We start from the raw sequence: 22,651 nt of genomic DNA on the forward strand, positions 1-22,651 counted from the left end.
CGACCCTCTCACGGCGGCCGCGCGGGAGCGCCGGACGGCGCGCCCGCGCGGCAACGGCCGGGCGGTGGGTGGGTGTGGGTGTGCGGGCGCGTCAGGCGCCGGCGGCGTGCAGGCGCCGCAGGATCGCCATCAGCTCCTCGGGCGGGGCGACCGAGAACGAGCGGGTGGCGTCGTCGATCACGGTCAGCGAGGTCACCACGCCCTGGCGCCACCAGTAGAGGCGGGGCGAGAGCGGGCCGGGGTTGTCCTGGTAGGCGCCGAGGCCGAAGGCCGCGAGGTCGTTGACCGCGTCCACGGCCCGGGCGTCCACCAGCGGGTGGAAGACCAGGTAGTGACGGCTCGGAACGGTGAACAGAGCACCCTCGGGCGGGAGTTCGCGTCCGGTCAGGGTACGGGCGAGCTCGTCGAGGACGAGCGCCTTGCTGGCCACGAACATCGACTCGCCGGACACGATGTGCATCGCCGCTCCGGCCTGGCCCTGGGCGGTGTCGTACTCGACCGGTTCCCGGAGCAGGTTGGCGCGGCCGGCGGCACGCAGCCGCTCCAGCCCCACCTCGGCGACGAACGGGTCGTCGAGCATCCGGACGGCCTCGGGGAGGTCCAGGGCGAGGGCCTCCAGCAGCCCGGCGGCGACCGGGCGGACGTAGCTGAACGACGCCGCAGCAGCGGGCGGGAAGGCGTCGTCGGCCACCAGACGCAGGTAGACCGAGCGGAGGATCTCGTCGGATCCCTGCGGCGTGGCGTCCACGGCGCCGTCCAGGGCCCGGAAGTGGTGCTCCACCAGGCGGGGCCACTCGCGCGGGTCGGCGCGGCGGCAGAGCTCGGCGAGGTTGTGCAGCGGCCTGACGCCCTGCGGAGCGCGGAGGGCGTCGCCCTCGACGACGACCTGCGGGAGGGCGGCGTGGTACTGGCGCACCAGGCCGCGCAGGTAGTCGGCCTGGTCGACCGTCAGCGCGGTCAGATGGGGGTCGTATTGGACCGAGGGCTTGGACCGGAAGAACTTCATGCACTCGACCCTATGTGCGAGGCGGGGGTGCTCTGACCAGCGGGGTCGCACGAGGGCGGGCCGGCGGGCTCGCGGCCGGGCCGGCGGGGCCGCGAGTCCGCCGTCGGTGCGTCAGGCGGTGCCCACCCGGGGGAACGTGCCGCCGACGGCCCACTCGCCGCGGCGCATCACGGCCACCAGGTCGTAGCCCGCGGAGTCGAGCACGACCAGGTCGGCCTGCTTGCCGGGCTCCAGCGAGCCGACCCGGTCGCCGAGGCCGAGCAACCGCGCCGGGGTGGCGGAGAGGGCGGCGACCGCCTGCGGGAGGGTGAGCCCGTTGACGGTCAGGGCGCGGCGCAGGACGGTGTCGAGCGTGAGCGTCGAGCCCGCGATGGAACTGCCGTCGGCGAGCATCGCGACGCCGTCCTTGACCTCGACCTGGAGCGGGCCGAGCGGGTAGAGCCCGTCGCCCATCCCCGCCGCCCCCATCGCGTCCGTGATCAGCGCGACCCGCGCCGCCCCCGCCGTCCCGTACGCCAGATCCAGCACCGACGGATGCAGGTGCACCCCGTCGTTGATCAGCTCCACCGTGACCCGCTCGTCCTCCAGCAGCGCCACGATCGGACCCGGCGCCCGGTGCGCGATCCCCGGCATCGCGTTGAACAGGTGCGTCGCCACCGTCGCCCCCGCCTCCACCGCCTCCAGCGTCCGCCCGTAGTCCGCGTCGGTGTGCCCCACCGCCGCCACCACCCCCAGCTCCGCCAGCATCCGCACCGACTCCAGCCCACCCGGCAGCTCCGGCGCCAGCGTCACCATCCGCGCCCGCCCCCGCGCCGCGTCCACCAGCTTGCGCACCAGCGCCGGATCCGGATCCCGCAACAGGTCCGGACGGTGCGCACCGCACCGGTTGTGCGAGATGAACGGCCCCTCGAAGTGGATCCCGGCCAGCACGCCGTCCTCCACCAGCTCCGACAGCACCGCCGCCTGCCGCGCCACCTCGTCGATCTCCCCGGTCACCGTCGAGGCCATCGTCGTCGTCGTGCCGTGCTCCAGATGCGTGCGCGCCACCCGCAACGCCTCCTCCGCGACCCCCGACGCGTACGACGCACCACCACCGCCGTGCACGTGCAGGTCCACGAACCCCGGCACCACCGTGAACCCCGACAGATCGAGGTCCCCCGGCGCCACCGGGCCGCCGACACCGGCCACCACCGCGCCCTCCACCACCAGACGGCCGTCCTCGACCACCCCGGACGGCAGAACCAACCGGGCGCCGGACAGTGCAGTACGGTCCGCGACAGTCACGCGGCCACCCCCCTGGGCTCGTGGACGGACATCTGGACGGGCGGGCGTGCTCCCGCGCGGGCGTGCTCCCGCGCGGCGGCCTGTCGGCGGGCGCGCGGAATCCGGGCAGGAACGGACGTCCGGAAGCAGCGACGGAGGGGATCGACTGAGTGAAGTTGCTTGAATCCTCGCTATCATAGTCAGCTTCGAGCGCCGGGCCAGCCCCTCGGACGCCCCGAATCCGCCTCGAATCCGGCCCGCAACCCCTTGTTACCGGGCCGAGCACGCCCGAATAGGCCGAACGGGCCGGTTGCGGGTTTAGACTCGCGGCATGCTCAAAGCTGATCGCTCCGCCCGGATACTTGCGCACGTCACCGAAGCGGGGAGCGCCGATGTGCACGCACTCGCCGGTCTCCTGGGCGTGTCGACCGCGACCGTCCGCCGGGACCTCCAGGAGCTCCACGAGCAGGGGCTGCTGCACCGCACGCGCGGCGGCGCGGTGACGGGCCCGGTCAACCTCGAACTGCCGCTGCGCCACCGCAGCGAGAAGCAGCGCGAGGAGAAGCGCAGGATCGCCCAGGCCGCCGCCGAACTCGTGCCGGACGGCGCGGTGGTGGGCCTCAGCGGCGGCACCACCACCAGCGAGCTGGCCCGGGTGCTGGCCGAACGCGGCGGCATCACCGTGGTGACCAACGCCGTGAACGTCGCCGCGGACCTCATCGTCCGGCCCGAGGTGCGGCTGGTGGTGATCGGCGGCATCGCCCGCACCGCGAGCTACGAACTGGTCGGCCCGGCCGCCGACCGGATGCTCTCCCAGTACCACCTGGACGTCGCGTTCATCGGGGTGGACGGCCTGACGGCCGAGGAGGGCTGCACCACGCACGACGAGATGGAGGCCCAGACCGACCGGGCGTTCCTGCGCAGCAGCGCCCGCGCGGTCGTCCTGGCCGACAGCACCAAGGCAGGCCGGGTCACCTTCGCGCGGATCTGCCCGCTCTCCGAGGTCCACGACCTGGTGACGGACGACGGCCTGACGGACGCGCAGGAGAAGGCCTTCGCCGCCTGCGGGGTGCAGGTCCGCCGCGCCTGACTCGCCGGGGCGGGTGCGCCCGGCCGGCTTCGTCGGGCAGCGCGGGTGCGCCGGACCGCGCGGGTGCGCCCGGCCGGCTGCGCCGGGCGGCTCATGCGACGGGGGCCGCCGCGATGGTCGGCAGGAGCCGGGCGGCGGCCTCGGTGACGGCGCCGCGGCCGGCGGCGAGATAGCCGCGCGGGTCGACGGCGCGCTCGTCGCCGGCGAGGTGGGCGCGGACGGCGGCCGTCATCGCGATGCTCAGCGCCGTGCCGATGTTGACCTTGGTGATGCCACCGCCGATCGCCCGCCGCAGCTCGTCGTCCGGGACGCCGGAGGAGCCGTGCAGGACGAGCGGGACGTCCAGCGCCGCGTGCAGGTCGGCGAGCAGGGTGTGGTCGAGCCGCGCGTCGCGGGAGGTCATGGCGTGCGTGCTGCCGACGGCGACGGCGAGGGCGTCCACGCCGGTCTCGGCGACGAAGTGCCGGGCCTCCTCGGGCCGGGTCCGGGCCCCGGGCGCGTGCGCGTCCAGCGGCCCCCGGCCGTCCTTGCCGCCGACCTCGCCGAGTTCGGCCTCCAGCCAGAGCCCCGCACCGTGCGCCCAGGCGGCGGCCGCGCGGGTGGCGGCGACGTTCTCCTCGTACGGCAGGTGTGCGGCGTCGAACATCACCGAGCTGAACCCGCAGTCGGCGGCCTGACGGAGCAGCCCGTCGCTCGTCACGTGGTCCAGGTGGAGCGCCACCGGGACGGTGCTCGGCTCGGCGGACCGCACCGCGGCGGCGGCGAGCGGGCCCGGCCGTCCACCGTGGTAGCGCACGGCGTTCTCGCTGATCTGGAGTATCACCGGGGCCCCGGCCGCCTCAGCGGCGGCCACGACGGCCTCGATGTGCTCCAGGGTGATGACGTTGAAGGCGGCGACGGCGCCGCGCCGGGCTGCGGCGCGGCCCACCAGGTCACCGGTGGCTGCCAGGGGCATGGGCTCTCCTGAGGGTGCGTGAGGGTTCCGGGGCGGTCGCGGCGGGGCGGTCACGGCGGGGCGGGCGGGCTCGGACGGAGCCCTCGCGGGAGCGGCGGGTCAGGCCGGGCAGAGCCGGACCAGGGGAAGGTCGTGCAGGTACGCCTGCCGGTCGAAGTGGCCCGCGTACGGCGCCCGGACGGCCGAGGCCGACAGCGCCACCGCCTCGGCGAGCGCCTGCGGCCAGGGGCCGCCGTCGGCGAGGGCTGCGGCGAGCGCGGCCACCGCCGCGTCCCCCGCGCCGGTCGGGTTGCCCCCGCGCACCACGCGCCCTTCGGGGAGACGTGCGTGCCAGGCGCCGTCCGGGGTGACGGCCAGCAGTCCGGCGGGCCCGAGCGAGGCGACCACCGCCCGCGCCCCGCCGTCCGCCAGGGCCCGGGCGGCGGCGAGCGGGTCCGCGATCCCGGTGGCGTCCCGCAGCTCGGCCGCGTTGGGCTTGACCAGCGTCGGCCGGGCCGCCAGCGCCTCGGTGAGCGCGGCCCCGCCCGCGTCGAGGACGACCGGGAGGCCATGCCGGTGGGCGAGGCGGACCAGGTCCCCGTAGGCGCCCGGGCGCAGGCCGCGGGGCAGGCTGCCGGACAGCACCAGGGTGTGGGCGGCGGGCAGCAGGCCCGCGGCACCCGCCAGGACCGCCGCCCAGTCCTCGTCGGTGAGCTCCGGCCCGGGCTCGTTGAGGACGGTCGCGTCGGCCTCGTCGACGACGGTGACGGTGCGCCGGGTCACGGCGCCGGGGCGGAGCGGGACGGACAGGTACGGGAGGCCGGTCCGGTCCAGCTCGGCGCGGATGACTTCGCCGGTGGGCCCGCCCAGCGGCAGCAGCGCGGTGGCCGGGCGGCCCAGGGCGTGCAGCACACGGGCGACGTTCACGCCCTTGCCCCCGGCCTGTTCGTGGACGGCGGCCACCCGGTGGGTGGTGTGCGGGCGCAGCGCGGGCACGGCGTAGGTGACGTCCAGCGCGGGGTTGGGGGTGACGGTCACGATCACGGCGCCGTGGTCCGTCCGGGCGTCGGGACGGCGGCGGGCGTCGGAGCGGAGGCGGGCGTCGGGACGGCGGCGGGCGTCGGGACGGCGGCGGGCGTCGGGACGGCGGCGGGCGTCGGAGCAGGGCCGCGCGGCGGGCCGGGTGCAGCGGGAGCGCCGGCCGGCGCGGCCACCGCGTCCAGGGCGCTCAGCCCGGCGCCCAGGCAGCCGGCGGCCGGCCCGAGCTCGGCGGGGACCAGGCGCGGCGGGACCAGGATCCGGGCACGGGCGGCCAGGGCCGCGGCCAGCGGGTCGAGCAGCAGGCGGCCGGACTCGGCCAGCCCGCCGCCGAGCACGACCAGCGGCGGGTCCAGTACCAGGGCGGCCGTCGCCAGCGCGTCGGCCAGGGCGTCCACCGCCTCGGCCCACACCGCGCACGCCGCCCGGTCGCCCGCGGCCGCCAGCCGGGCCACCTCCTCCGCGGGGGCCCGCCGACCGGTCGCCCCGGCGTACCGGCGGGCCACGGCGGCGGCCGAGGCGTAGGCCTCTGCGCAGCCGAGCGCCCCGCAGGCGCACGCCTCCCCACCGGGGCGGACCACCAGGTGGCCGATCTCCCCGGCCCGGTGGTGCGCGCCCGGCTCGGCCCGGCCGCCGGTCATCACGGCGGCCGCGATGCTCGTACCGACCGGGACGAAGAGGAAGCGCTCCGCTCCGCGCCCGGCGCCGAGCCGCGCCTCGGCCGTGCCACCGGCGCGCACGTCGTGGGTGACGGCGACCGGCAGGCCGGTGCGCTCGGCCAGCAGCTCGCGGAAGGGGACGTCGCGCCAGCCGATGGTGGCCGAGTGGACCCCGGTGCCGGTGGTCTCGTCGACGATGCCGGGGACGGCGAGGCCGACGGCGTCGACCTCGGTGCCCTGCCGTTCGGCGTGCCGGAGCAGCTCGGCGACCACCGCCACGATCGTTTCGACGACGGCCCCGGGGCCGCGTTCGCGCCCGGTCGCCCGGTGCTCGCGGTGGCGGACGGCGGCCTCGCGGTCGAGCAGCGCCGCCTTGATGCCGGTGCCGCCGACGTCCACGGCGACGACCCGGTGCCCGGCGGTGCGGCCGCCCCGGACGGGCCCCGCCGCGGCGCGCCGAGTGCCCGTCAGGCCGGCCCGCGCGGAACCGGCCCCGGCCGAGGGGGCGGGGCCGGGCGGTGCGTGGCGCACGCTCATGAGCCGGTGAGGACCACGGAGCGGGTCAGGTGGCGCGGCCGGTCCGGGTCCAGGCCCTTCGCGGCGGCGAGGACCGCGGCCAGCCGGTGGACGCGGACCAGTGCGGCGAGCGGGTCGAGCCCGTCCTCGATCCAGCGCGCGCCGGTCCCCCGCACCTGCTCGGCGAGGCCGGCCGGCGCCGTGCCGAGCATCCAGGTGGCGGTGGACGGCGCGGCGATGCTGATCGGTCCGTGCCGGTACTCCATCGCCGGGTACGCCTCGCTCCAGGCGAGCGCCGCCTCGCGCAGCTTCAGCCCGGCCTCGTTGGCCAGGCCGACGGTCCAGCCGGTGCCGAGGAAGGTGAACTGGGTGCAGGCCGTGAGGCCTTCGGGCAGCGGTTCGGCCAGTGCGCGCCGACCGTCCGCCTCGACCGCCTCGGTGTGCAGGCCCAGGCGGGCGCGGAGCAGGGTGAGCGCCGTGGTGGCGAACCGGGTCTGCACCACGGAGCGCTCGTCGGCGAAGTCCAGGACGGCGAGGTCGTCGGCCGCGCCCGTCACCGGGGTGTCCGGGTCGGCGGTGATCGCGGAGGTGCGGACCTGCCCGCGCAACCCGGCCAGCAGGGTCAGCACTTCGGTGGTGGTCCCGGAGCGGGTGAGGGCGAGCACCCGGTCGTAGGAGCGGACGCCCGGGAACTCGGAGGCGGCGAAGGCATCGGTGACGCCGTGTCCGGCCGCCTCCCGGAGTCCGGCGTAGGCCTGACCCATGAACAGCGACGTCCCGCAGCCGACGACCGCCACCCGCTCGCCGTCTTCGGGCAGCGCCGGGCAGTCCGCCCGGGCGAGCTCCGCCGCGCGGCGCCAGCAGTCCGGCTGGCTGGCGATCTCGGCCTCGACATGGGTCGCCATCGGCCACCTCCATCGTGAGTGCTTGCCGATAACTGATCTCTTTGCGCTCGATTCAAGCATCTTTGAACAGATCGTGGAAGCATGATGCGCAGATCTCTGCGCGAAGATGCGACATCGTGCGACGTCTGCGCACTCCCGGGGTGGACGCGGCGGGGACGGCGGGGCTCGCGGGGAACGGCGACGGGCGCGTTCTCCGGGGAGAACGCGCCCGTCGGGGAGGAGCGGTGGGTGCGGCCCGGAGGGTCCGCCGGCGAACGACCGGACAGGCCCTAGCGGCAGACCGGGCCCTGCTGGTCGGCCAGGACCTTCTCCGTCAGCTTGCCCAGCGCCTTGGTCATGGCATCCCGGTCGGCGGACTTCCTCGGGATGATGCCGGTGTCGACGCTCACCATCGCCATGACGCCCTTGGAGTGGTCCCCGGCGCAGTAGTCCATCACCGACGCGCCCGGCCCGGCCGCCATGACGCCCCGACCGATCAGGTCCTTCGTGTCCGCGTGACCGGGCTCCGCCGGCGCCTCGGGATCGAAACCGGTCACGCTGACGTTGACGGCGGTCTCACCGTCGACCTCGATCTCGCAGCGGACGTGCTTGGCCTCCGCCGCCTCGCGGTGTTCGGTGCCCGGGCGCCCCTTGGGCAGGATGGTAGCGAGCGGCGTGCCGTCGGCCCGCTCCAGCCCGCAGAGGGTCTGCTTCGGCCCCGACTCCTCACCGCCGCCGAGGACCACCACCGCCCCGACCACCATCGCCGCCCCCACGACCGCCGCCCCGCCGAACAGCCAGAGCCGGCGGCCACGGCCGCCCTCCGGGCCGGAGATCGTCTCGGTCGTCTCCGATGAGGCGTCCGGCTGAATGCTCGTCATGTGTCGTTGTCCCCCTGATTCGCCGGGCTCCCGCCCGGCTGCAAACTGCATGGATGCGGCGCGGAGCTTATCGCGGAACAGGCGCCACATTCATCACAGCAGTCACACAATTCCCAGGAAGCTCAGGGTTCCCGGCGCGCGCCCCCTAGGGTGCCCCCGTAGGCGCCCCCCCCGACCCGACCAACCCCGGTCAGTCGGCCCAGTCGGGCTTCCAGACCGGCTGCGGACCGGACGGCGGCACCGCGAGGTGGCGGCGGAGCAGGGCCAGGGCCGGGTGGGCGTTGTCGCGGTGCCAGAGCAGGTAGTGCGGGTAGACGGGGGTCGGATCGAGCACCGGGATGCGCCTGAGGTCGCAGCCGGCGGGCCAGACGAGCCGGGTCTGCGCGCCGACCAGGCTGGCCAGGGTCGTGGAGTCGGCGATCACCTCCAGCAGGCCCTCGATGCCGAAGTTGGGGCCGGTCGACTCGATGCCGAGCCCGAACGCGACCGCGAGGTCGTCGTAGTAGGCGGCCCATTCCGTCCCCGGGACGATGCCGGGGATCCAGATCCGGTGCCCGAGCAGCTCGGCCGGCGTCACCGAGCGGGCGTCGGCGAGCGCGTGGCCCGGTCCGGTGAGCAGGTCGTGCGGCTCGTCCAGCGCCGGGGCCGCCTCGATGCCGTCGGGCAGTTGGAGGCCGGGCGCGGTCACGGCGCGGAAGGTCGCGTCGATCGTGCCCGCGGCGACCTCGGCGAGCGCGGTCGCGGCGTCGAACAGGGTCACCACGTCGAGGTCGACGCCCGGGTGCGTCCGGTGGAATTCGCGCAGCAGCGCCGAGGGCGCGAGCCGGGAGCCGAGCACGTCGACGCGCAGCGCCCGGCGGCCCGGCCGGACCGAGTCCGCGGCCCGCTCGGCCGCCCGCAGCAGCTCGCGGGCGTGCGGCAGGAACGCCTGGCCGTCGATGGTGAGCCGGGCGCCGCGCGCGGTGCGGGTGAACAGGCGCACGCCGAGGTCCTTCTCCAGCACGGCGATGCGCTTGGAGACGGCCTGCTGGGTGATCGAAAGGTCCGCCGCGGCCTCCTGGAACCGGCCCGAGTCCACGACCGCGACGAAGGTGCGTACGGCTTCGAGGTCCATGCCCGCCAGCCTAGGGTGCGTCTCGACCCAGGCGGCACAACCACTGGTTGTGCCCGGGGCGCCGGGCGGTTGTTTGCCCCCGGGCCCCGCGGGTCGCTTTGATGCCGGTCGGCGGCGGCGGGCGAGAGGCGGGGCGGGCATGGCGGAGACGGTTGCGGGACGGCGGGGAACCGGGGCGCCCCTGGGGCGGCCGTTCCGGTGGCTGTGGGCGGCATACGCGGTCAGTGCACTCGGCACCCGGCTGGCCTTCAACGCATTTCCGCTGGTGGCGCTGCAGGTCCTGCACGTCGGCCCGGCGCGGGTGGCGGCCCTGGCGGCCGCCGGCGCCGCCGTGGGCGCCGTGGTGGCGGTGCCGCTCGGGCCGTGGGTGGAGTTCCGCCGGAAGCGGCCGGTGATGGGCGCGATGGACGCCGTGCGGTTCGCCGCACTGATCAGCGTCCCGGCCGCGTACGCGCTCGGCCTGCTCGGCTTCGCCCAACTACTGGTTGTGGCGGTGGTCGTCGCCGCCGCCGACATCGCCTTCGGCGCGGCCTCCGGGGCCCACCTCAAGGCGCTCGTCCCACCGGCCGACCGGCTCCGCGCGAACGCGAGGTTCGAATCGACTGCCTGGACCACCACCATCCTGGGCCCACCGCTGGGCGGCGCCGCGGCCGGCCTGTTCGGCCCGGTGGCGGCCATCGCCGCCGACGCGGTGAGCTACCTTCTCTCCGCCCTGGGCCTGCGCGCCATCGGCGGGCGGGAGCCGCAACCGGAGCATCCGGCGGCCCCGCTCCTGCGCCCCGCCGGCCTGGCCGAGGGGTGGCGGTACCTGCTCACCGACCCGGTACTGCGCCCGCTGTTCCTCAACACCGTCCTGGTGAACGGCCTGATCATGGCGGCGGAGCCGCCGCTCGCCGTCCTGATGCTCGGCGGGCTCGGCTTCGCGCCCTGGCAGTACGGGCTCGCCTTCGCCGTGCCGTGCGTCGGCGGGCTGGTCGGCTCGCGGCTGGCAGGGCGGCTGGTCACCCGGTTCGGCCGGCACCGGGTCCTGCGGACCACCGGGGTGCTGCGGGTGTGCTGGCTGCCTGGCCTGGCCCTCGTCGGGCCGGGCCCGGGCGGGCTGCTGCTCGTGATGGCGGTCGAGTTCGGACTGATCCTCTGCGTCGGCGTGTTCAACCCCGTGCTCGCCACCCACCGGCTCGACCGCACGCCGACGGACCGTCTCGCCCGCACCCTCGCGGCCTGGTCCGTCACCGGCAAGGCCGTCATCGCGGCGTTCACCGCACTCTGGGGGGTGCTGGCCGCCGTCGCCGGCCCGCGCGCGGCGATCGCGATCGCGGGTCTCTTGGCGCTGGCGACGCCACTGCTGCTCCCCCGGCGGGAGCTCGGCGCGGACCAGCCACCCGGCGACGCGGCGGGTCACGACGGCGCCGGGCGCACGACCGGCCGCACGGCCCGGTGAACCGGCCGCCCAGCGGCGGGACCGCCCGGCGAATACAGCGGATCACCCGATCACCACCATCATGATCATCACTGTCCGCGCGCAGGTCGCGGCGCTGCCCGTTGTCGGTGCCGCGTGCCATGCTGGGGCCGTGCGCTTCGAATTCGATGCCGAGCTGTGGATCTGGGACGCCCGACGGTCCGACAGCTGGACGTTCGTCAGTCTGCCCGCCGAGGCGTCCGAGGAGGTCCGGGACCACCCGGGCGGGCCGCCGCGCGGCTTCGGCTCGCGTCGCGTACAGGTCACCGTCGGCGGCAGCACCTGGCAGACCTCGATCTTCCCGGACAGCGCTCGCGGCCGCTACGTGCTGCCGGTCAAGCGCGCGGTCCGCAAGGCCGAAGGCCTGGAGTCGGGTGACACCGCGTCGGTGACGGTCGAGCTGCTCGACATCTGACGTCCGGACGACCGGACCCGCCCCGGCCGAGGCTCCGTCCGGCCTAGACCACGCAGAACTCGTTGCCCTCGGGGTCCTGAAGGACGACGGCGTAGTACGCCATGTCCGGCTCGTCCATGATCCGCAGCACGGTGGCACCGGCCTCGGTGAGCCGTTCCACCTTGGTGGTGACCCGCTGGATGCGGACCGCCAGCGGGACCTCGCGCCCTCCGCCCACCTTCAGGTCGAGGTGCAGCCGGTTCTTGGCGACCTTCGGCTCGGGGACCTGCTGGAACCAGACCCGCGGCCCCCGCCCGTCCGGATCGACGATCGACTCCGGCGTCTCCCCGGCCCCGGCCGGCAGCTCCTCCGCGGGCACGCCCATGTCCGCCCAGTACTCCCGCCACGTGGCGTGGCCGCCCGGCGGAGGCTCCGGCACGTAGCCCAGAGCCTCGGCCCAGAAGCTCACCAGCCTGCGCGGGTCGGCGCAGTCGATCACCAGCTGCAACGTCGTCTCCATACCCGGAGGATGCCACGCGGATCCGCCGGCACCGGCCACCGTTCCCGCCCTGGCCCTGCGCCGAAGGAGTTCCCCCTGGTGGCGCCGGCCCTGCAGCCCGGCACGACGCCCATCGGCGCCCTGACCGGGCTCGCCGGCGCCCCGGGGGCATCCCCCCTCCCCGACCCCCCGAGCCCATCCGGACCAGCCCCCCTGGCAGCCGGTCGATGCGCCGCGGACCATTGGCAGGTGTTGATTCGCATCCGATCGACTCGCCCGTCCGAAGCCCAGGAGGAAGCATGACCATGACCGAGACCAGTCCGACAGTTGATCAAGTCGTCGCAGCACCGACTTACATGGCGGACATCCGCTTCTTCTTCCGCCCCGAGGACGTGGAACACATGGCCGTGAGAGGAATCGAGCTCGGCACCTACGACGGGGCGAAGAGGAACGCGCTGGCCATCTACGCACACACCACTCAGCCGGGCGGGGACATGCCCAAGGACGAGGCGGGGAAGTGGAGTGCCGCACGCTCGCAGACGTTCCGGAACTGGATCATCAACGGATTCCCGCTCGGTACGGCGACGCCGGTCGAGCCGCCGACCGTCGCCCAGCCGCCGACCCGGCTGCGCAAGGACATCACGACGCTGAGCGATGCCGAGTTCGACAAGCTGAAGACGGCGTTCACCGGCATCATGGCCCGCGACCCGGCGGCTCCGGACAGCTACTTCGCCCTGGCCGGACATCACGGGCTCCCGAACAGTTGGTGCCTGCACCGCGAAGACCGCTTCAAGCCCTGGCACCGCGTGCACCTGCGCGTGTTCGAGGACGCGCTGCGCTCCGTCCCGGGTTGCGAGGACGTGACGCTTCCGTACTGGGACATCGCGACCGCGCTGCCGGACCGGCTGCAGTATCCACCGTTCGACGAGTACGTTCTGCCGACCGATCCCGGCGCCACCCTGAAGCCGCCGCTGGCCGGATACTTCCCGTACACCACCCAGCGGTTCCCGGCCACCGACATCGAGCAGAATGTGAAGATCTACGGGGTCCTGGAGGACACCGCCACGTCATTGGCCCAGTCACTGTGGGGCGCGTACAACGTGAACGGTTACCAGAAGTTCTCGATCCAGGCTCACGACAGTGGCCACGGATCGATCGGACCGACGATGGGCGACCAGAACGTCGCGTCCTTCGACCCCGTGTTCTGGTTCTTCCACTGCAACATCGACCGCCTCTGGCTGAGCTGGCAGACACGTGCCGGCGCGACCACGCTGGCCGGATTCAAGACCACAGTGGGGCCGAACACCGACTGGCTGACGTTTCCGCCCTTCAACACGCTGGACCCGTACACCGAGACCGCCGAGCAGACGATCGAAGCCGACGCCTCGTACGACCGACTGGAACTCGGCGCCCCCTTGGCCGGCGCGATGGAGAATCTCTCCGGAAGCATGGACGCCGCCCGCACCTTCTCGTTCCGGAGCGCCAGCCCGGTCTCGGTGCGGGTGAAGGGGATCCACCGGCTGAACATCCCGGGGTCGTTCGTCGTGAGCCTGCTCGCCGACGGCGAGCCGATCGCGAAGCGCTTCTTCTTCCAACCGAACGATCCGCAGGCCTGTTCGAATTGCGTCAAGAACGGCATCGTCAACATCGACTTCCGGATGTCCCAGGAGCAGCTCCTCGACCGGACACTGACCGTTCGCATCGACGTGCCCCGGCATTCCGGGGAGATCGGTACGGCCTTCCCGATCGCACAGGCGGGCAATCCCACCATCAACGCGCGGCTCCTGGTGGGAGAGGCGTAACGGCCGCTTCCGGTCGAAAGCGGGCGGGTTCGCGGTTCGTGCGATCAATTTGCGTTATCGCCGTCCCGCCCGTCGGTCTCCTGTGATGTCGGCGCAGCACGCGTCGGCGGGCCGGGGCGGGCGTGGGACGAGCGCCGCGATGCCGCACCGGCCGCCCGTTCGAGACCAGGAGTGAGTGTTCTCATGCAGTCCATACGTCGTCGGCAGCGGTTGGCCGTTGTCGTGGCGGTCGGTGTCGTGGCGGCCGCAGCGAGCGCGTGCGGCCCGGAGGCCGGTGCACCGGCCTCCGACAGGGCCGACGCGGTGGCCGCGACGGTCGCACCCGTCGGCGGCCTCCCCTCGGCGGCGCCGCCTTCCTCACCCACGACGGCGTCCGCGTCCGCGACCGCGACCGCCTCGGCCACGGCGTCCGTGACGGCCGCCCCGTCGACGCCCGCGAGTGCCCCGAGCGCGGCGGCCACCAAGGCCCCGCCCCGCCCGGCCACCACGAGTGTTCCGCCCAAGGCACCGACCGGCACGGCCGCACCCGGCCCCGCCACCAGGGCTCCTGCGGATGCCCCAGCCCGACCGGACGGCTCCGCGCCGTCGCCCCGGACCGCTCCGAACGCCGACACCGGCAACGCGGCGCCGGACCGACCGGCCGGCGGCGCCGAAGCGCTGTCACTGCGGCTGATCAACGAGGAGCGGGCCCGCAACGGCGTGCCGGCCCTGGTGGTGAAGGCCGATCTGACGGCTTTCGCCGAGAAGTGGGCCCGGCACATGCGCGAGACCGGGTTCGCCCACTCGGAGAACGCCTCCGGTGCCGGTCCCAGCCTGACCGGCAGCCGGACGCTGACCGGCGAGTGCATCGTGATGTGGGGCGACGCCGCCCTGACCGGGGAACAGGCCGCGCTCCAGTTCCAGAAGATGTGGACCGAGTCCCCGGGACACCACGCCGCGCAGATCAACCCCCGCTACAAGGAGATCGGTGTCGCTCTCTTCCACGACTCCAGTGGCTGGTGGGGAGTCCACGAGTTCGCCGGCTGACGCCCGCGCCGGCCGGTCCGGACCGGATCGTGACGGACGGTCCGGCGACGCCCCCGCGGTCCGGGGCCCCGACGTCCGGCGGTCCGGGGCCCGGTGGATCGGCGGGTCGGCGGGGGTGTTCACGTTCCCGCCGAGCGGGTCCTGAACCGGTTGGGGTCCCAGGTGCGGCGTGAAGGGGCCTCGCCGGGCGGGGTCGGCTAGCGTCCGGGGTGTGGTGGAGATTCGGCGGGTCGTCGGCCCGGAGACCGAGCGTCCGGAGGCGGAGCATCGGGTGGCGGAGCGTCCGGAGGCGGATCGCCCCGTGGCGCCCGGGCTGGTCTGGTACGCGGCGTACGGGTCGAACATGCACGCCGAGCGGCTGAACGTCTACCTGCGGGGCGGGCGGCCGACGGGCGGGGCGCGCAGCTGTCCGGGGGCGCGGGACCGGCGGCCGCCGCGGCGCAGCGTGCCGGTGGTGCTGCCCGGGGTCCTCTACTTCGCGTCGCTGTCGCTGATGTGGACCGGCGGGTCCGGGTTCTACGATCCCGGTGCGGACGGGGAGATGCCGGCCCGCGCCTACCTGCTGACCGCCGAGCAGTTCGGCGACATCGCCCAGCAGGAGATGCGCCGTTATCCGCTGGAGGACCTCGACCTCTCGCCGGTGCTCGCCACCGGCCGCCAGCGGCTCGGGTCCGGCCGGTACGAGACGCTGGTCTGCCCGGGCCGCCTGGACGGGCTGCCGGTGCTGACGTTCACCGCGTCGTGGTCGCCGGCCGAGGCGGTGCTGAACGCGCCGTCCGCCGCCTACCTGCGCAACCTCGCCTCCGGGCTGGCCGAGGCCCACGGCTGGGGCCCGGGCCGGGCGGCCGACTACCTGAGCACCCGGCCGGGCGCGGCCGGGCACTGGACCGCGGACGCGGTACGCCGGGCCCTGGACGGCGCCGGGCCGGCGGGCTGACGCACCGGCAGGCGCCGCCGGGTGCCACGGGAGCGCCGGTCAGCGCCGCGGGAGGCGCTGGGGCGGGCGCAGCTCGCTGGGCTGGACGAGGACGAAGCCGTCCCCGGTGAAGGAGAGCTCCCAGCCCTCGGTCGCCGTGCCGTGCCGGCGCCAGGCCTCGGTGTTGGCGCTCTGCGCCTGCAACTGCACCTCCAGCGCCGACGACCAGCCCACCACCGCGTCGGCGTCCGCGTAGACGTACTCGCCGGCCCGCACCGGCATCACCAGCGGGCGGCCGGAGGTCATCACCACCAGCCGGCCGTTGCCGGACAGCTCCAGGCTGTGGTTGCCGACGCCGGAGATCCGTTCGCCGCCCTCGACGGCGACCGTCCGCCACGTGATGCCCGCGTCGAAGGCCAGCACGTAGGCGCTGGTGATGGTCAGCCGGTCGCCCCGCAGGTCCAGGATGTGCAGGTGCTGGGCGAGGTTGGCGACGTAGACCGTGCCGGTGCCGGTGCAGCGCATCAGGTCCATGGCGGGCGGCTGCTGCGCCGGACCGCCGGGGCCGGCCTGGCCGTTGTACAGGTGCCGCTGGCCGCGCGGCGGCCGCCACTCGGTGAACCGCACCCGGCCGGTGTGCGCGACCATCGCGCCGGTGCGGGCCAGCACCTCGGCCCGCCCGTCCAGCACGACCCGCAGCAGCTGCGGGTTCTGCAGGGCGAACCGCTCGTCGCCGGTCAGGGCGGTGTGGTCGAGAAGGGGGCTGTGCACGGTGATCGCTGCTCCTCAGCTGCGGACTGTTCAGCCGCGGATCTTGAATCGGTCGGAGGTCTCCTCGCTGGGCTGGACGACGACGAAGCCCGGGCCCCGGAAGCCCAGTTGCAGGGCCTCGCCGCTGCCGCGGCCGATCAGCGAGCCGACCTTGAGGGTGCGCCTGGTCTGGATCTCCAGCCCGGTGGTCCAGGCGACCAGCGCATCCGGGTCGACGTAGGTCGGCGCCTCGGCGCAGTCCAGCACCACGGGGACGCCGTGGGAGGTGACGGACACCCAGCCGCTGCCGCGCACCGTCACGTTGTAGAGCCCGGTGCCGGCCAGCAGCGCGGGCCCCTTCACCTTCTCGACGGTGCACGCCAGCGAGGCGTCCAGGGCGAGCAGGTGCGAGCCGTTGACGGACAGCGCCTCGTCGTCGAGCTGGAGGTTGAGCACGTGGGCGCCGAAGTCGGCCAGGTAGAGGGTGCCGTCGCCGAACCAGCGCAGCAGTGGGCTGCGCTCGCCCGAGGCCCACTCGCCGAGCGCCCGGCGGAAGGACTGGGAGACCGGCTCGTACTGCAGGTAGCCGTCGTAGGCCACCATCGCACCGGCCTTGGCCAGGACGTCCTGGCCGGTCGTCACGGCGACCTTGCACATCGCGCCGCCGTGGTTGCTCATCCGCACCGTGGCCGGCGAGGCCGTGTACTCCTCCAGGTACGTGCCCGAGAGCACCCGTCGCTCCATCGGTACCTCCTTGCTCCGGGCTCTGCGCCCGCTCAGACCTCGAACGGCTGGACGACGATGAAGTTGCCCGGCCCGCCCCGGAACTGCACGCTGAACGCCTCGGCGGCGTGGCCCCGGTACGCGGAGCGCCGGATCCGCACCGGGGCGGTGGTGATCACCTGCGCGCCGCGCGACCAGGCCACCAGGGCGTGCAGGTCGGCGTAGGTCTCGGGCGCCGGGGTGACCGGCAGCACCACCGGGATGCCGGTGGTCTTCACGACGACCGTTCCGTGGCCGCTGAACTGGAGCGTGAAGAAGCCGCCGTTCGGCAGGCCCTCGCCCTCGATCCGGCGCACCTCGTGCTCCAGGTTCGCGTCGAAGGCCAGCACCCGGTCGGAGCTGACGCAGAGCGCGTCGCCCTCCAGCCGCACCAGGTGGAGGTGGCTGGCCTCGTCCGCGAGGAACACCTGGCCCTCGCCGGAGACGCGCATCAGCTTCAGCGTCTGGCCGGTGAGGTTGGCGGTCAGCTTGCGCAGCATGCCGGAGCTCTCGTGGGCGAAGTCCGCCTGCCCCTGGTAGGCCACCATGCTGCCGTGCAGCGCGAGGACGTCCTGGTCCTTGGTGAGGGTGTAGCGCACCAGGTGGTCGTTCTGCCGGACCCAGCCGGACTGCTCGGGGACCTCGGCGTACTTGACCAGGCTGATCCGGACGCCGGGCGCGGGCGGCGCGGCCGGCGGCGCAGGGGCCGCGGGCGGTGGCGGGGCGGCCGGCGGCGCCTGCTGCACCGGCACCTGAACGGTCGGCGCGGGTACGGGGGTCGGCGGCACGCCGGCCGGCAGGGACGGAGCCGGGGCCGGTTCCGGCACCGCGGCGGCCGGTGGCTCGTCCTCCTCGACCGCCTCGCCGCCGAAGTTCTCCAGCAGCGCCCGCAGGCCGCCGTCGAAGCCCTGGCCGACCGCCGTGAAGCGCCACTCGCCGTTGCGCCGGTAGAGATCCGCAAGCATCACCGCGCGCTCGGTGCTGAACTCTGCACCGGTGAAGGAGTACCGCCCGACCTCCGCGCCGTCCGCGACCACCCGGACGTAGCCGGAGGCCACCTGCGACATCACACCGTCGCCGTCGATCGCCGCGGTCAGGCTCAGCCGGTGGATCTCCGCCGGGACGTCCGGCAGCAGGACGCGGAACGCCTCGGTGTCACCGGACTGCGCGCCCAGCAGCCGGACCGAGCCGTCGGGGCTGGCGGGCTGGTTGAAGAAGACGAAGTAGCGGTCGTCGCTCAGCCGTTCCTCGGCGTCCAGGCCGAAGCAGCTGACGTCGATCACCAGCCCCGGGGCGTCCAGGTGCACCCCGAGGTAGAGCTCCGTCCCGGGCGTCAGATCGGCGATGCGCACCCGCGCGGCCTTCGTGAGTTCCCTGCTCATGGTGCCGGACCGGCCCTCCCCCTCTGTCCCGGGCGTGGTTCCGCGACCCTACCCCACCCGGTCCGGACGAAGCAGCGAGCCGAACGGTTGCGATCCGGCCGGCCGGGTCGGCGGCCCGGCCCTCACGACCGGCCGACCCGCCGTTCCCTCGGCCCGCCGCCCCCGTCAACCCAAACCCGTCAGCCCGGCAGGCCGACGGCGCGGTCGCCGCTGCGGCGCTGCTGGACGACCACCGCGACCACCAGCAGCGCGCCCTGGGCCACGTTCTGCCAGAAGGAGTTGATGCCCTGCACGGTGAGCCCGTTGTCGAGCGCTCCCAGCAGGGCGACGGCGAGCAGCGTGCCGCCGATCCCGCCCTTGCCGCCCTTGAGCGCGCAGCCGCCCAGCGCGGCGGCGGTGATCGCCTTCAGCTCCAGCCCCTCGCTGCCGGAGACCGGCTGGCCGGAGCCGGTGCGGGCGGTGAGCAGGATGCCGGCGACCGCCGCGACCACGCCGATCAGGGCGTAGACCGCGACCAGGTACTTGTTGATCGCGATGCCCGCCAGCCGGGCAGCGGTGTCGTTGCCGCCGATCGCGTAGAGGTTGCGGCCGATGTCGGTGTACTTCAGCAGCACGTGCACCGCCACCGCGACCAGGATCAGGATCCAGACCATCACCGGCAGGCCCGCGATCTTGCCGCGGCCGAGGAAGACGAACACCGCGTCGTTGAGGACGTACCCCTGCGCCCGCCCGTCCGAGACCAGTTGCGCGACGCCCTTGTAGGCGGCGAGGCCGGCCAGCGTCGCGATGGTGGCGTTGACCCGCCCGTAGACGATGACCGCGCCGTTGAGGACGCCGACCAGCGCGCCGACGGCGAGCGCGGCGGCCATGCCGGCGAAGGCGTTGGAGCCGGCGGAGGTGAAGGCCATCGCGCTGACCACGGAGGCGAGGCCGGCCTGGGAGCCGACCGAGATGTCCAGGCCGCCGCAGATGATCACGACGGTCTGCACCACGGCGAGCAGGCCGGTGATGGTGGCGGCCTCGGCGATGACCTGGATGTTGGTCCAGCTCAGGTAGTTGTCGTTGAGGATCCCGAAGACGGCGAGCACCGCGACGAGCGCGCCGACCAGGCTGAGGTTCTGGCCGCCGAGCCCGGCGAGAGCGCCGAGCGGGCCGGCGGGCCGGGTACGTGCGGCGGTCTCGGCAGTGTTCTTGAGGGCCGGCGGGGTGGCGGCGCTGGTCATGAGGAGGCTCCGGAGGCGGTCGTGGTGGTGATGTCGTCGGCCATGGCGAGTCGCAGGACGGCGGTCTCGGTGGCCTCGGCCCGGCCGAGTTCGCCGGTGACCCGCCCGCCCTGCATGACCACGATCCGGTCGGCGAGCCCGAGGAGTTCGGGAAGCTCGGAGGAGACGACGAGGAGGGCGACGCCCTGTTCGGCCAGGTCGGCGATGATCCGGTAGATCTCGGCCTTCGCGCCGACGTCGATGCCGCGGGTCGGCTCGTCCAGGATCAGCACCTTCGGCCGGCGGGCCAGCCAGCGGGCCAGGACGACCTTCTGCTGGTTGCCGCCTGAGAGCGTGCGGACCTCGTGTTCGATGGACGGGGTGCGCACCCGGAGCCGGTCGGCGTACTGGCGGGCGAGGTCGCGCTCGGCGGAGCGGCGCACGAAGCGCAGTCGGCGCAGGCGCTCCAGCACGGCGATGGAGGTGTTCTCCCGGATCGGCCGGTGCAGGAAGAGGGCCTGGTCCTTGCGCTCCTCGGGGGCGAGCCCGAGGCCGGCCCGGATCGCCCTGCCGGGGCTGCCCGGGGGCAGCGGGCGGCCGTCCAGGGTGATGCTGCCGCTGCGCACGGGCAGATCGCCGGCCAGGGCCAGGGCGAGTTCGGAGCGTCCGGCGCCGACCAGGCCGGCCAGGCCGACGACCTCGCCCGCCCGGACGGTGAGGTTGACGCCGCGGACGTGGTCGGTGGTGACGTCCCGGACGTCCAGCACGACGCGGTCGGTGGCGACCGCGCGCCGTTCGAACAGGGTGGAGAGGTCGCGGCCGACCATCTGGCGGACCAGGTCGCCCTCGCTGGTGCGGCTCGCGTCCTGCACGCCCACGAGGGCGCCGTCGCGCAGGACGGCGATCCGGTCGGCGATCCGGAAGATCTCCCGCATGCGGTGCGAGACGTAGACGACGGCGATGCCCTGGGCGCGCAGGCGGTCGATGAGGGCGAAGAGAGCCTCGGTCTCGTGGTCGGAGAGCGAGGAGGTGGGCTCGTCGAAGGCGATCAGCTTGGCCTCGCCGGTGAGGGCGCGCATGATCTCGACCAGTTGGCGCTGGGCGGCGGTCAGTTCGGAGCCGAGCAGCTCGGGGTCGAGCAGGCCGGAGAAGCCGAACCGCTCCAGGTCCGCGGTGGTGCGGCGGCGCAGCTCGGCGCGGTCCAGCCGGCGGCCGGCGGCGGTGGGCAGGGCGCCGATGTGGACGTTCTCGGCGACCGAGACGTGCGGGACGATCTCGGGCTCCTGCGGGACGATCCGGATGCCGAGGGCCCGGGCCTGGGTCGGCGAGCGGAGCTCGACGGGTTCGCCGTCGATGAGGACGTGGCCCGCGCCGGGCCGGTGGTCCCCCGTCAGGATCTTCAGCAGGGTGGACTTGCCGGCGCCGTTCTCGCCCATGAGGGCGGTGACCCGCCCGGGCGGGAAGTCGAGGGTGACGCCGGTGAGGGCCCGGACGGTGCCGAAGTCTTTGCTGACGTCCGCGAATCCGGTGGCGCCGGCGGGCGGGCGGCGGACGCCGGGCCGATCGGTGCCTGGCCGATCGCTGCTCGGCCGGTCCTCGGCCGGACGGGGCTGGGCCGGACGGGGCTGGGCCGGACGGGGCTGGGCCGGACGGGATCCAGCCGGCTGTTCCTCGGCCGGGTGCGGTGCGCCGGTGGGGTGGTGGTCTCCGGTGGGGCGGGACGCGCTGGTCACGGCTGGGTCACCTCGGTGCTTCGTGCGGGAGGGCGGTGCGGTCGGGCGGCCGCCCGGCTCGGGGCGGCCGCGATGCGGACCGGTCAGTTGCAGGTGACCCCGGCGCTCTTCCAGGTGGCGGCGTCGACCATGGTGGTCTTGGCGAACACCTCCGCGGGCATCTCCTTGCCGCTCTTGAGCTTGTCGTACAGCGTCTGGACGGCGAGTGCGCCGACGTCCCGGCCGTTGATGTAGAGCGCGGCCTTCATGCCGGTGGGCTGGGTGCCGCTCCAGTCCTTGCAGGCGAGGTAGGCGCCGAGGCCGACGCCGATCACGTCGTCGGCGCCCACGCCGGCGTTGCGCAGCGCGGTGACCCCGCCGTGCACGTTCTCGTCGTTGCAGCCCCAGACGACCCAGTGCTTGACGCCGGGGTTGGCGGTGACCGTCGCGGCGACCTTGTCCTGCGCGCCGGTGGGGGTGTTGTCGGTCGCCACCTCCAGGGTGCGCACGCCCGGGGCGGCGGCGTCGAACGCCTCCTTCGCCGCCTTGACCCGGTCCCCGCAGACGGTGACGTCCTGCTTCCAGGCCGCGATGATCCGGGTGTCGGCCGCGGTCCAGCCGGCCTTGGCGTACTCCTGGGCCGCCCGCTTGCCGACCTCGCCGCCCATCTGGGCGCCGCTGAAGCCGACCCGCGGCACCAGGTCGGTCTTGGCGCAGGACGCCGGGTCCGGGCCGGTGGCGCAGACCTGGTCGTCGGAGGTGAGCAGGCCGATCTTCGCGTCCCGGGCGGTCTGGACGACCTGCGGCCCCACCGCGGGGTCGGGCACCACGACGATCACGCCGTTGGTCTTCTGGGCGATGGCCGCCTGCACCTCGCTGACGGTCTTGTTGGCGTCGTTGCCGAGGTTCACCACCTTGAGGTCGACGCCGAGTTCGGCGGCCTTCGCCTTGGCTCCGGCCGCCTCGCCGACGAAGTACTCCTGGTCGCCCTGCTTCTGCAGGTAGGTGATGGAGATCTTGCCCTCCACCGGGGCGACCGACGGGGAGCCGGAGGTGGTCTCCTGTCCGGTGGAGCACCCGGCGGCGATGAGGCCCAGGGCGAGCAGGAGGCCGGCGGAGGCGCGGCCGGTGGTGCGTCGGATCATCAGGGGGTCGCTCCTCTGCGCCGGGCGGCGGGTCTCGGATGTCCGGCCCGCCCTACGAACAGTCAGATCTCAACAGGTTCAAACGTGATGTGAAATATCGCATCGCCCCCGTCCCGGCCGTCAAGGGCTCGGACGCGCCGAGATCAAGCTGTGACATGACCTGGTCGATTTCGCCAACTAGCCCATGTGCTGGCCGACTCGACCGCAGAGGTCGATC

Annotated in this window: 21 protein-coding genes; 6 read left to right on the forward strand and 15 right to left on the reverse strand. The window is 74.3% G+C overall.

The features are described 5' to 3' along the window. Positions 1-91: 91 nt before the first annotated feature. Positions 92-1,006 (reverse strand): hypothetical protein, encoded by a 915-nt coding sequence (locus tag ACIPSC_RS08485; RefSeq protein WP_400824243.1) that lies wholly within the window; start codon positions 1,004-1,006, stop codon positions 92-94. Between the two features lie 111 nt (positions 1,007-1,117). Continuing rightward, positions 1,118-2,290, reverse strand: a complete 1,173-nt coding sequence (nagA, locus tag ACIPSC_RS08490) for an N-acetylglucosamine-6-phosphate deacetylase (RefSeq protein ID WP_400824244.1) — start codon at positions 2,288-2,290, stop codon at positions 1,118-1,120. A 310-nt stretch (positions 2,291-2,600) separates the two neighbouring features. Here nagA and ACIPSC_RS08495 point away from each other — a divergent pair, with 310 nt between their 5' ends. Then, positions 2,601-3,359 carry a DeoR/GlpR family DNA-binding transcription regulator gene (locus ACIPSC_RS08495; RefSeq protein ID WP_400824245.1) on the forward strand — a complete coding sequence of 253 codons (759 nt, stop codon included), beginning with the start codon at positions 2,601-2,603 and terminating at the stop codon, positions 3,357-3,359. A gap of 91 nt (positions 3,360-3,450) precedes the next feature. Here ACIPSC_RS08495 and ACIPSC_RS08500 read toward each other — a convergent pair whose 3' ends face one another. From ACIPSC_RS08500 to ACIPSC_RS08525, 6 genes are all read right to left on the reverse strand, one after another. Next, positions 3,451-4,314, reverse strand: coding sequence for a ketose-bisphosphate aldolase (locus tag ACIPSC_RS08500; RefSeq protein WP_400824246.1), 864 nt, complete (start codon positions 4,312-4,314; stop codon positions 3,451-3,453). 99 nt (positions 4,315-4,413) lie between these two features. Continuing rightward, on the reverse strand, positions 4,414-5,337 hold the full coding sequence (locus tag ACIPSC_RS08505; RefSeq protein WP_400824247.1) for a 1-phosphofructokinase family hexose kinase: 924 nt from the start codon (positions 5,335-5,337) through the stop codon (positions 4,414-4,416). Continuing rightward, positions 5,334-6,527 carry an ROK family protein gene (locus tag ACIPSC_RS08510; protein ID WP_400824248.1) on the reverse strand — a complete coding sequence of 398 codons (1,194 nt, stop codon included), beginning with the start codon at positions 6,525-6,527 and terminating at the stop codon, positions 5,334-5,336. Before ACIPSC_RS08510 ends, ACIPSC_RS08505 begins: the two co-directional genes overlap by 4 nt. After that, positions 6,524-7,411: an SIS domain-containing protein gene (locus ACIPSC_RS08515; protein ID WP_400824249.1), complete on the reverse strand. Its 888-nt coding sequence runs from the start codon at positions 7,409-7,411 to the stop codon at positions 6,524-6,526. Before ACIPSC_RS08515 ends, ACIPSC_RS08510 begins: the two co-directional genes overlap by 4 nt. A 269-nt stretch (positions 7,412-7,680) precedes the next feature. Then, on the reverse strand, positions 7,681-8,271 hold the full coding sequence (locus tag ACIPSC_RS08520; RefSeq protein WP_400824250.1) for a hypothetical protein: 591 nt from the start codon (positions 8,269-8,271) through the stop codon (positions 7,681-7,683). 190 nt (positions 8,272-8,461) lie between these two features. After that, entirely contained in the window at positions 8,462-9,385 is a 924-nt protein-coding gene (locus ACIPSC_RS08525; protein WP_400824252.1) for a LysR family transcriptional regulator, read from the reverse strand. A 139-nt stretch (positions 9,386-9,524) separates the two neighbouring features. Between ACIPSC_RS08525 and ACIPSC_RS08530 the strand changes: the two genes are divergently transcribed. Both ACIPSC_RS08530 and ACIPSC_RS08535 read left to right on the forward strand, forming a co-directional pair. After that, positions 9,525-10,826 carry an MFS transporter gene (locus ACIPSC_RS08530; protein WP_400824253.1) on the forward strand — a complete coding sequence of 434 codons (1,302 nt, stop codon included), beginning with the start codon at positions 9,525-9,527 and terminating at the stop codon, positions 10,824-10,826. 130 nt (positions 10,827-10,956) lie between these two features. Continuing rightward, positions 10,957-11,259, forward strand: a complete 303-nt coding sequence (locus tag ACIPSC_RS08535) for a DUF1905 domain-containing protein (protein WP_400824254.1) — start codon at positions 10,957-10,959, stop codon at positions 11,257-11,259. 43 nt (positions 11,260-11,302) lie between these two features. Here the strand turns inward: ACIPSC_RS08535 and ACIPSC_RS08540 are convergent, their stop codons facing one another. Then, a complete protein-coding gene (locus tag ACIPSC_RS08540; RefSeq protein ID WP_400824255.1) occupies positions 11,303-11,758 on the reverse strand; it encodes a VOC family protein in 456 nt (151 codons plus the stop codon). Positions 11,759-12,042: 284 nt separating this feature from the next. Here ACIPSC_RS08540 and ACIPSC_RS08545 point away from each other — a divergent pair, with 284 nt between their 5' ends. The 3 genes from ACIPSC_RS08545 to ACIPSC_RS08555 all read left to right on the forward strand — a co-directional run bounded on the left by ACIPSC_RS08545 (position 12,043) and on the right by ACIPSC_RS08555 (position 15,502). Continuing rightward, positions 12,043-13,539, forward strand: a complete 1,497-nt coding sequence (locus ACIPSC_RS08545; RefSeq protein ID WP_400824256.1) for a tyrosinase family protein — start codon at positions 12,043-12,045, stop codon at positions 13,537-13,539. Between the two features lie 183 nt (positions 13,540-13,722). Continuing rightward, positions 13,723-14,565, forward strand: coding sequence for a CAP domain-containing protein (locus ACIPSC_RS08550; protein WP_400824257.1), 843 nt, complete (start codon positions 13,723-13,725; stop codon positions 14,563-14,565). 211 nt (positions 14,566-14,776) lie between these two features. Then, positions 14,777-15,502: a histone deacetylase gene (locus ACIPSC_RS08555; protein ID WP_400824258.1), complete on the forward strand. Its 726-nt coding sequence runs from the start codon at positions 14,777-14,779 to the stop codon at positions 15,500-15,502. 39 nt (positions 15,503-15,541) lie between these two features. Here ACIPSC_RS08555 and ACIPSC_RS08560 read toward each other — a convergent pair whose 3' ends face one another. The 6 genes from ACIPSC_RS08560 to ACIPSC_RS08585 all read right to left on the reverse strand — a co-directional run bounded on the left by ACIPSC_RS08560 (position 15,542) and on the right by ACIPSC_RS08585 (position 22,434). Next, entirely contained in the window at positions 15,542-16,252 is a 711-nt protein-coding gene (locus tag ACIPSC_RS08560; RefSeq protein ID WP_400824259.1) for an AIM24 family protein, read from the reverse strand. A 30-nt stretch (positions 16,253-16,282) separates the two neighbouring features. After that, on the reverse strand, positions 16,283-16,975 hold the full coding sequence (locus ACIPSC_RS08565) for an AIM24 family protein (RefSeq protein ID WP_400824260.1): 693 nt from the start codon (positions 16,973-16,975) through the stop codon (positions 16,283-16,285). A 32-nt stretch (positions 16,976-17,007) separates the two neighbouring features. Next, entirely contained in the window at positions 17,008-18,375 is a 1,368-nt protein-coding gene (locus ACIPSC_RS08570) for a TerD family protein (protein WP_400824261.1), read from the reverse strand. A gap of 179 nt (positions 18,376-18,554) precedes the next feature. Then, positions 18,555-19,598: an ABC transporter permease gene (locus tag ACIPSC_RS08575; RefSeq protein WP_400824262.1), complete on the reverse strand. Its 1,044-nt coding sequence runs from the start codon at positions 19,596-19,598 to the stop codon at positions 18,555-18,557. Continuing rightward, the gene (locus ACIPSC_RS08580; RefSeq protein WP_400824263.1) at positions 19,595-21,310 is read right to left on the reverse strand and encodes an ATP-binding cassette domain-containing protein; all 1,716 of its coding nucleotides are present in this window, start codon (positions 21,308-21,310) and stop codon (positions 19,595-19,597) included. The genes ACIPSC_RS08575 and ACIPSC_RS08580 overlap by 4 nt, the downstream gene beginning before the upstream one ends. Positions 21,311-21,393: 83 nt before the next feature. Continuing rightward, positions 21,394-22,434, reverse strand: coding sequence for a substrate-binding domain-containing protein (locus tag ACIPSC_RS08585; RefSeq protein ID WP_400824264.1), 1,041 nt, complete (start codon positions 22,432-22,434; stop codon positions 21,394-21,396). Between the last annotated feature and the right edge of the window lie 217 nt (positions 22,435-22,651).

The organism is Kitasatospora sp. NPDC090091, assembly GCF_044747365.1.
Lineage (GTDB): Bacteria > Actinomycetota > Actinomycetes > Streptomycetales > Streptomycetaceae > Kitasatospora.

Bases quoted from the DNA above. Each gene is read 5' to 3' on its own strand.
- ACIPSC_RS08485 (WP_400824243.1), bottom strand. From the start codon at position 1,006: ATGAAGTTCTTCCGGTCCAAGCCCTCGGTCCAATACGACCCCCATCTG.
- ACIPSC_RS08495 (WP_400824245.1), top strand. From the start codon at position 2,601: ATGCTCAAAGCTGATCGCTCCGCCCGGATACTTGCGCACGTCACCGAA.
- ACIPSC_RS08500 (WP_400824246.1), bottom strand. From the start codon at position 4,314: ATGCCCCTGGCAGCCACCGGTGACCTGGTGGGCCGCGCCGCAGCCCGG.
- ACIPSC_RS08510 (WP_400824248.1), bottom strand. From the start codon at position 6,527: ATGAGCGTGCGCCACGCACCGCCCGGCCCCGCCCCCTCGGCCGGGGCC.
- ACIPSC_RS08515 (WP_400824249.1), bottom strand. From the start codon at position 7,411: ATGGCGACCCATGTCGAGGCCGAGATCGCCAGCCAGCCGGACTGCTGG.
- ACIPSC_RS08520 (WP_400824250.1), bottom strand. From the start codon at position 8,271: ATGACGAGCATTCAGCCGGACGCCTCATCGGAGACGACCGAGACGATC.
- ACIPSC_RS08525 (WP_400824252.1), bottom strand. From the start codon at position 9,385: ATGGACCTCGAAGCCGTACGCACCTTCGTCGCGGTCGTGGACTCGGGC.
- ACIPSC_RS08530 (WP_400824253.1), top strand. From the start codon at position 9,525: ATGGCGGAGACGGTTGCGGGACGGCGGGGAACCGGGGCGCCCCTGGGG.
- ACIPSC_RS08540 (WP_400824255.1), bottom strand. From the start codon at position 11,758: ATGGAGACGACGTTGCAGCTGGTGATCGACTGCGCCGACCCGCGCAGG.
- ACIPSC_RS08545 (WP_400824256.1), top strand. From the start codon at position 12,043: ATGACCGAGACCAGTCCGACAGTTGATCAAGTCGTCGCAGCACCGACT.
- ACIPSC_RS08550 (WP_400824257.1), top strand. From the start codon at position 13,723: ATGCAGTCCATACGTCGTCGGCAGCGGTTGGCCGTTGTCGTGGCGGTC.
- ACIPSC_RS08565 (WP_400824260.1), bottom strand. From the start codon at position 16,975: ATGGAGCGACGGGTGCTCTCGGGCACGTACCTGGAGGAGTACACGGCC.
- ACIPSC_RS08570 (WP_400824261.1), bottom strand. From the start codon at position 18,375: ATGAGCAGGGAACTCACGAAGGCCGCGCGGGTGCGCATCGCCGATCTG.
- ACIPSC_RS08575 (WP_400824262.1), bottom strand. From the start codon at position 19,598: ATGACCAGCGCCGCCACCCCGCCGGCCCTCAAGAACACTGCCGAGACC.
- ACIPSC_RS08585 (WP_400824264.1), bottom strand. From the start codon at position 22,434: ATGATCCGACGCACCACCGGCCGCGCCTCCGCCGGCCTCCTGCTCGCC.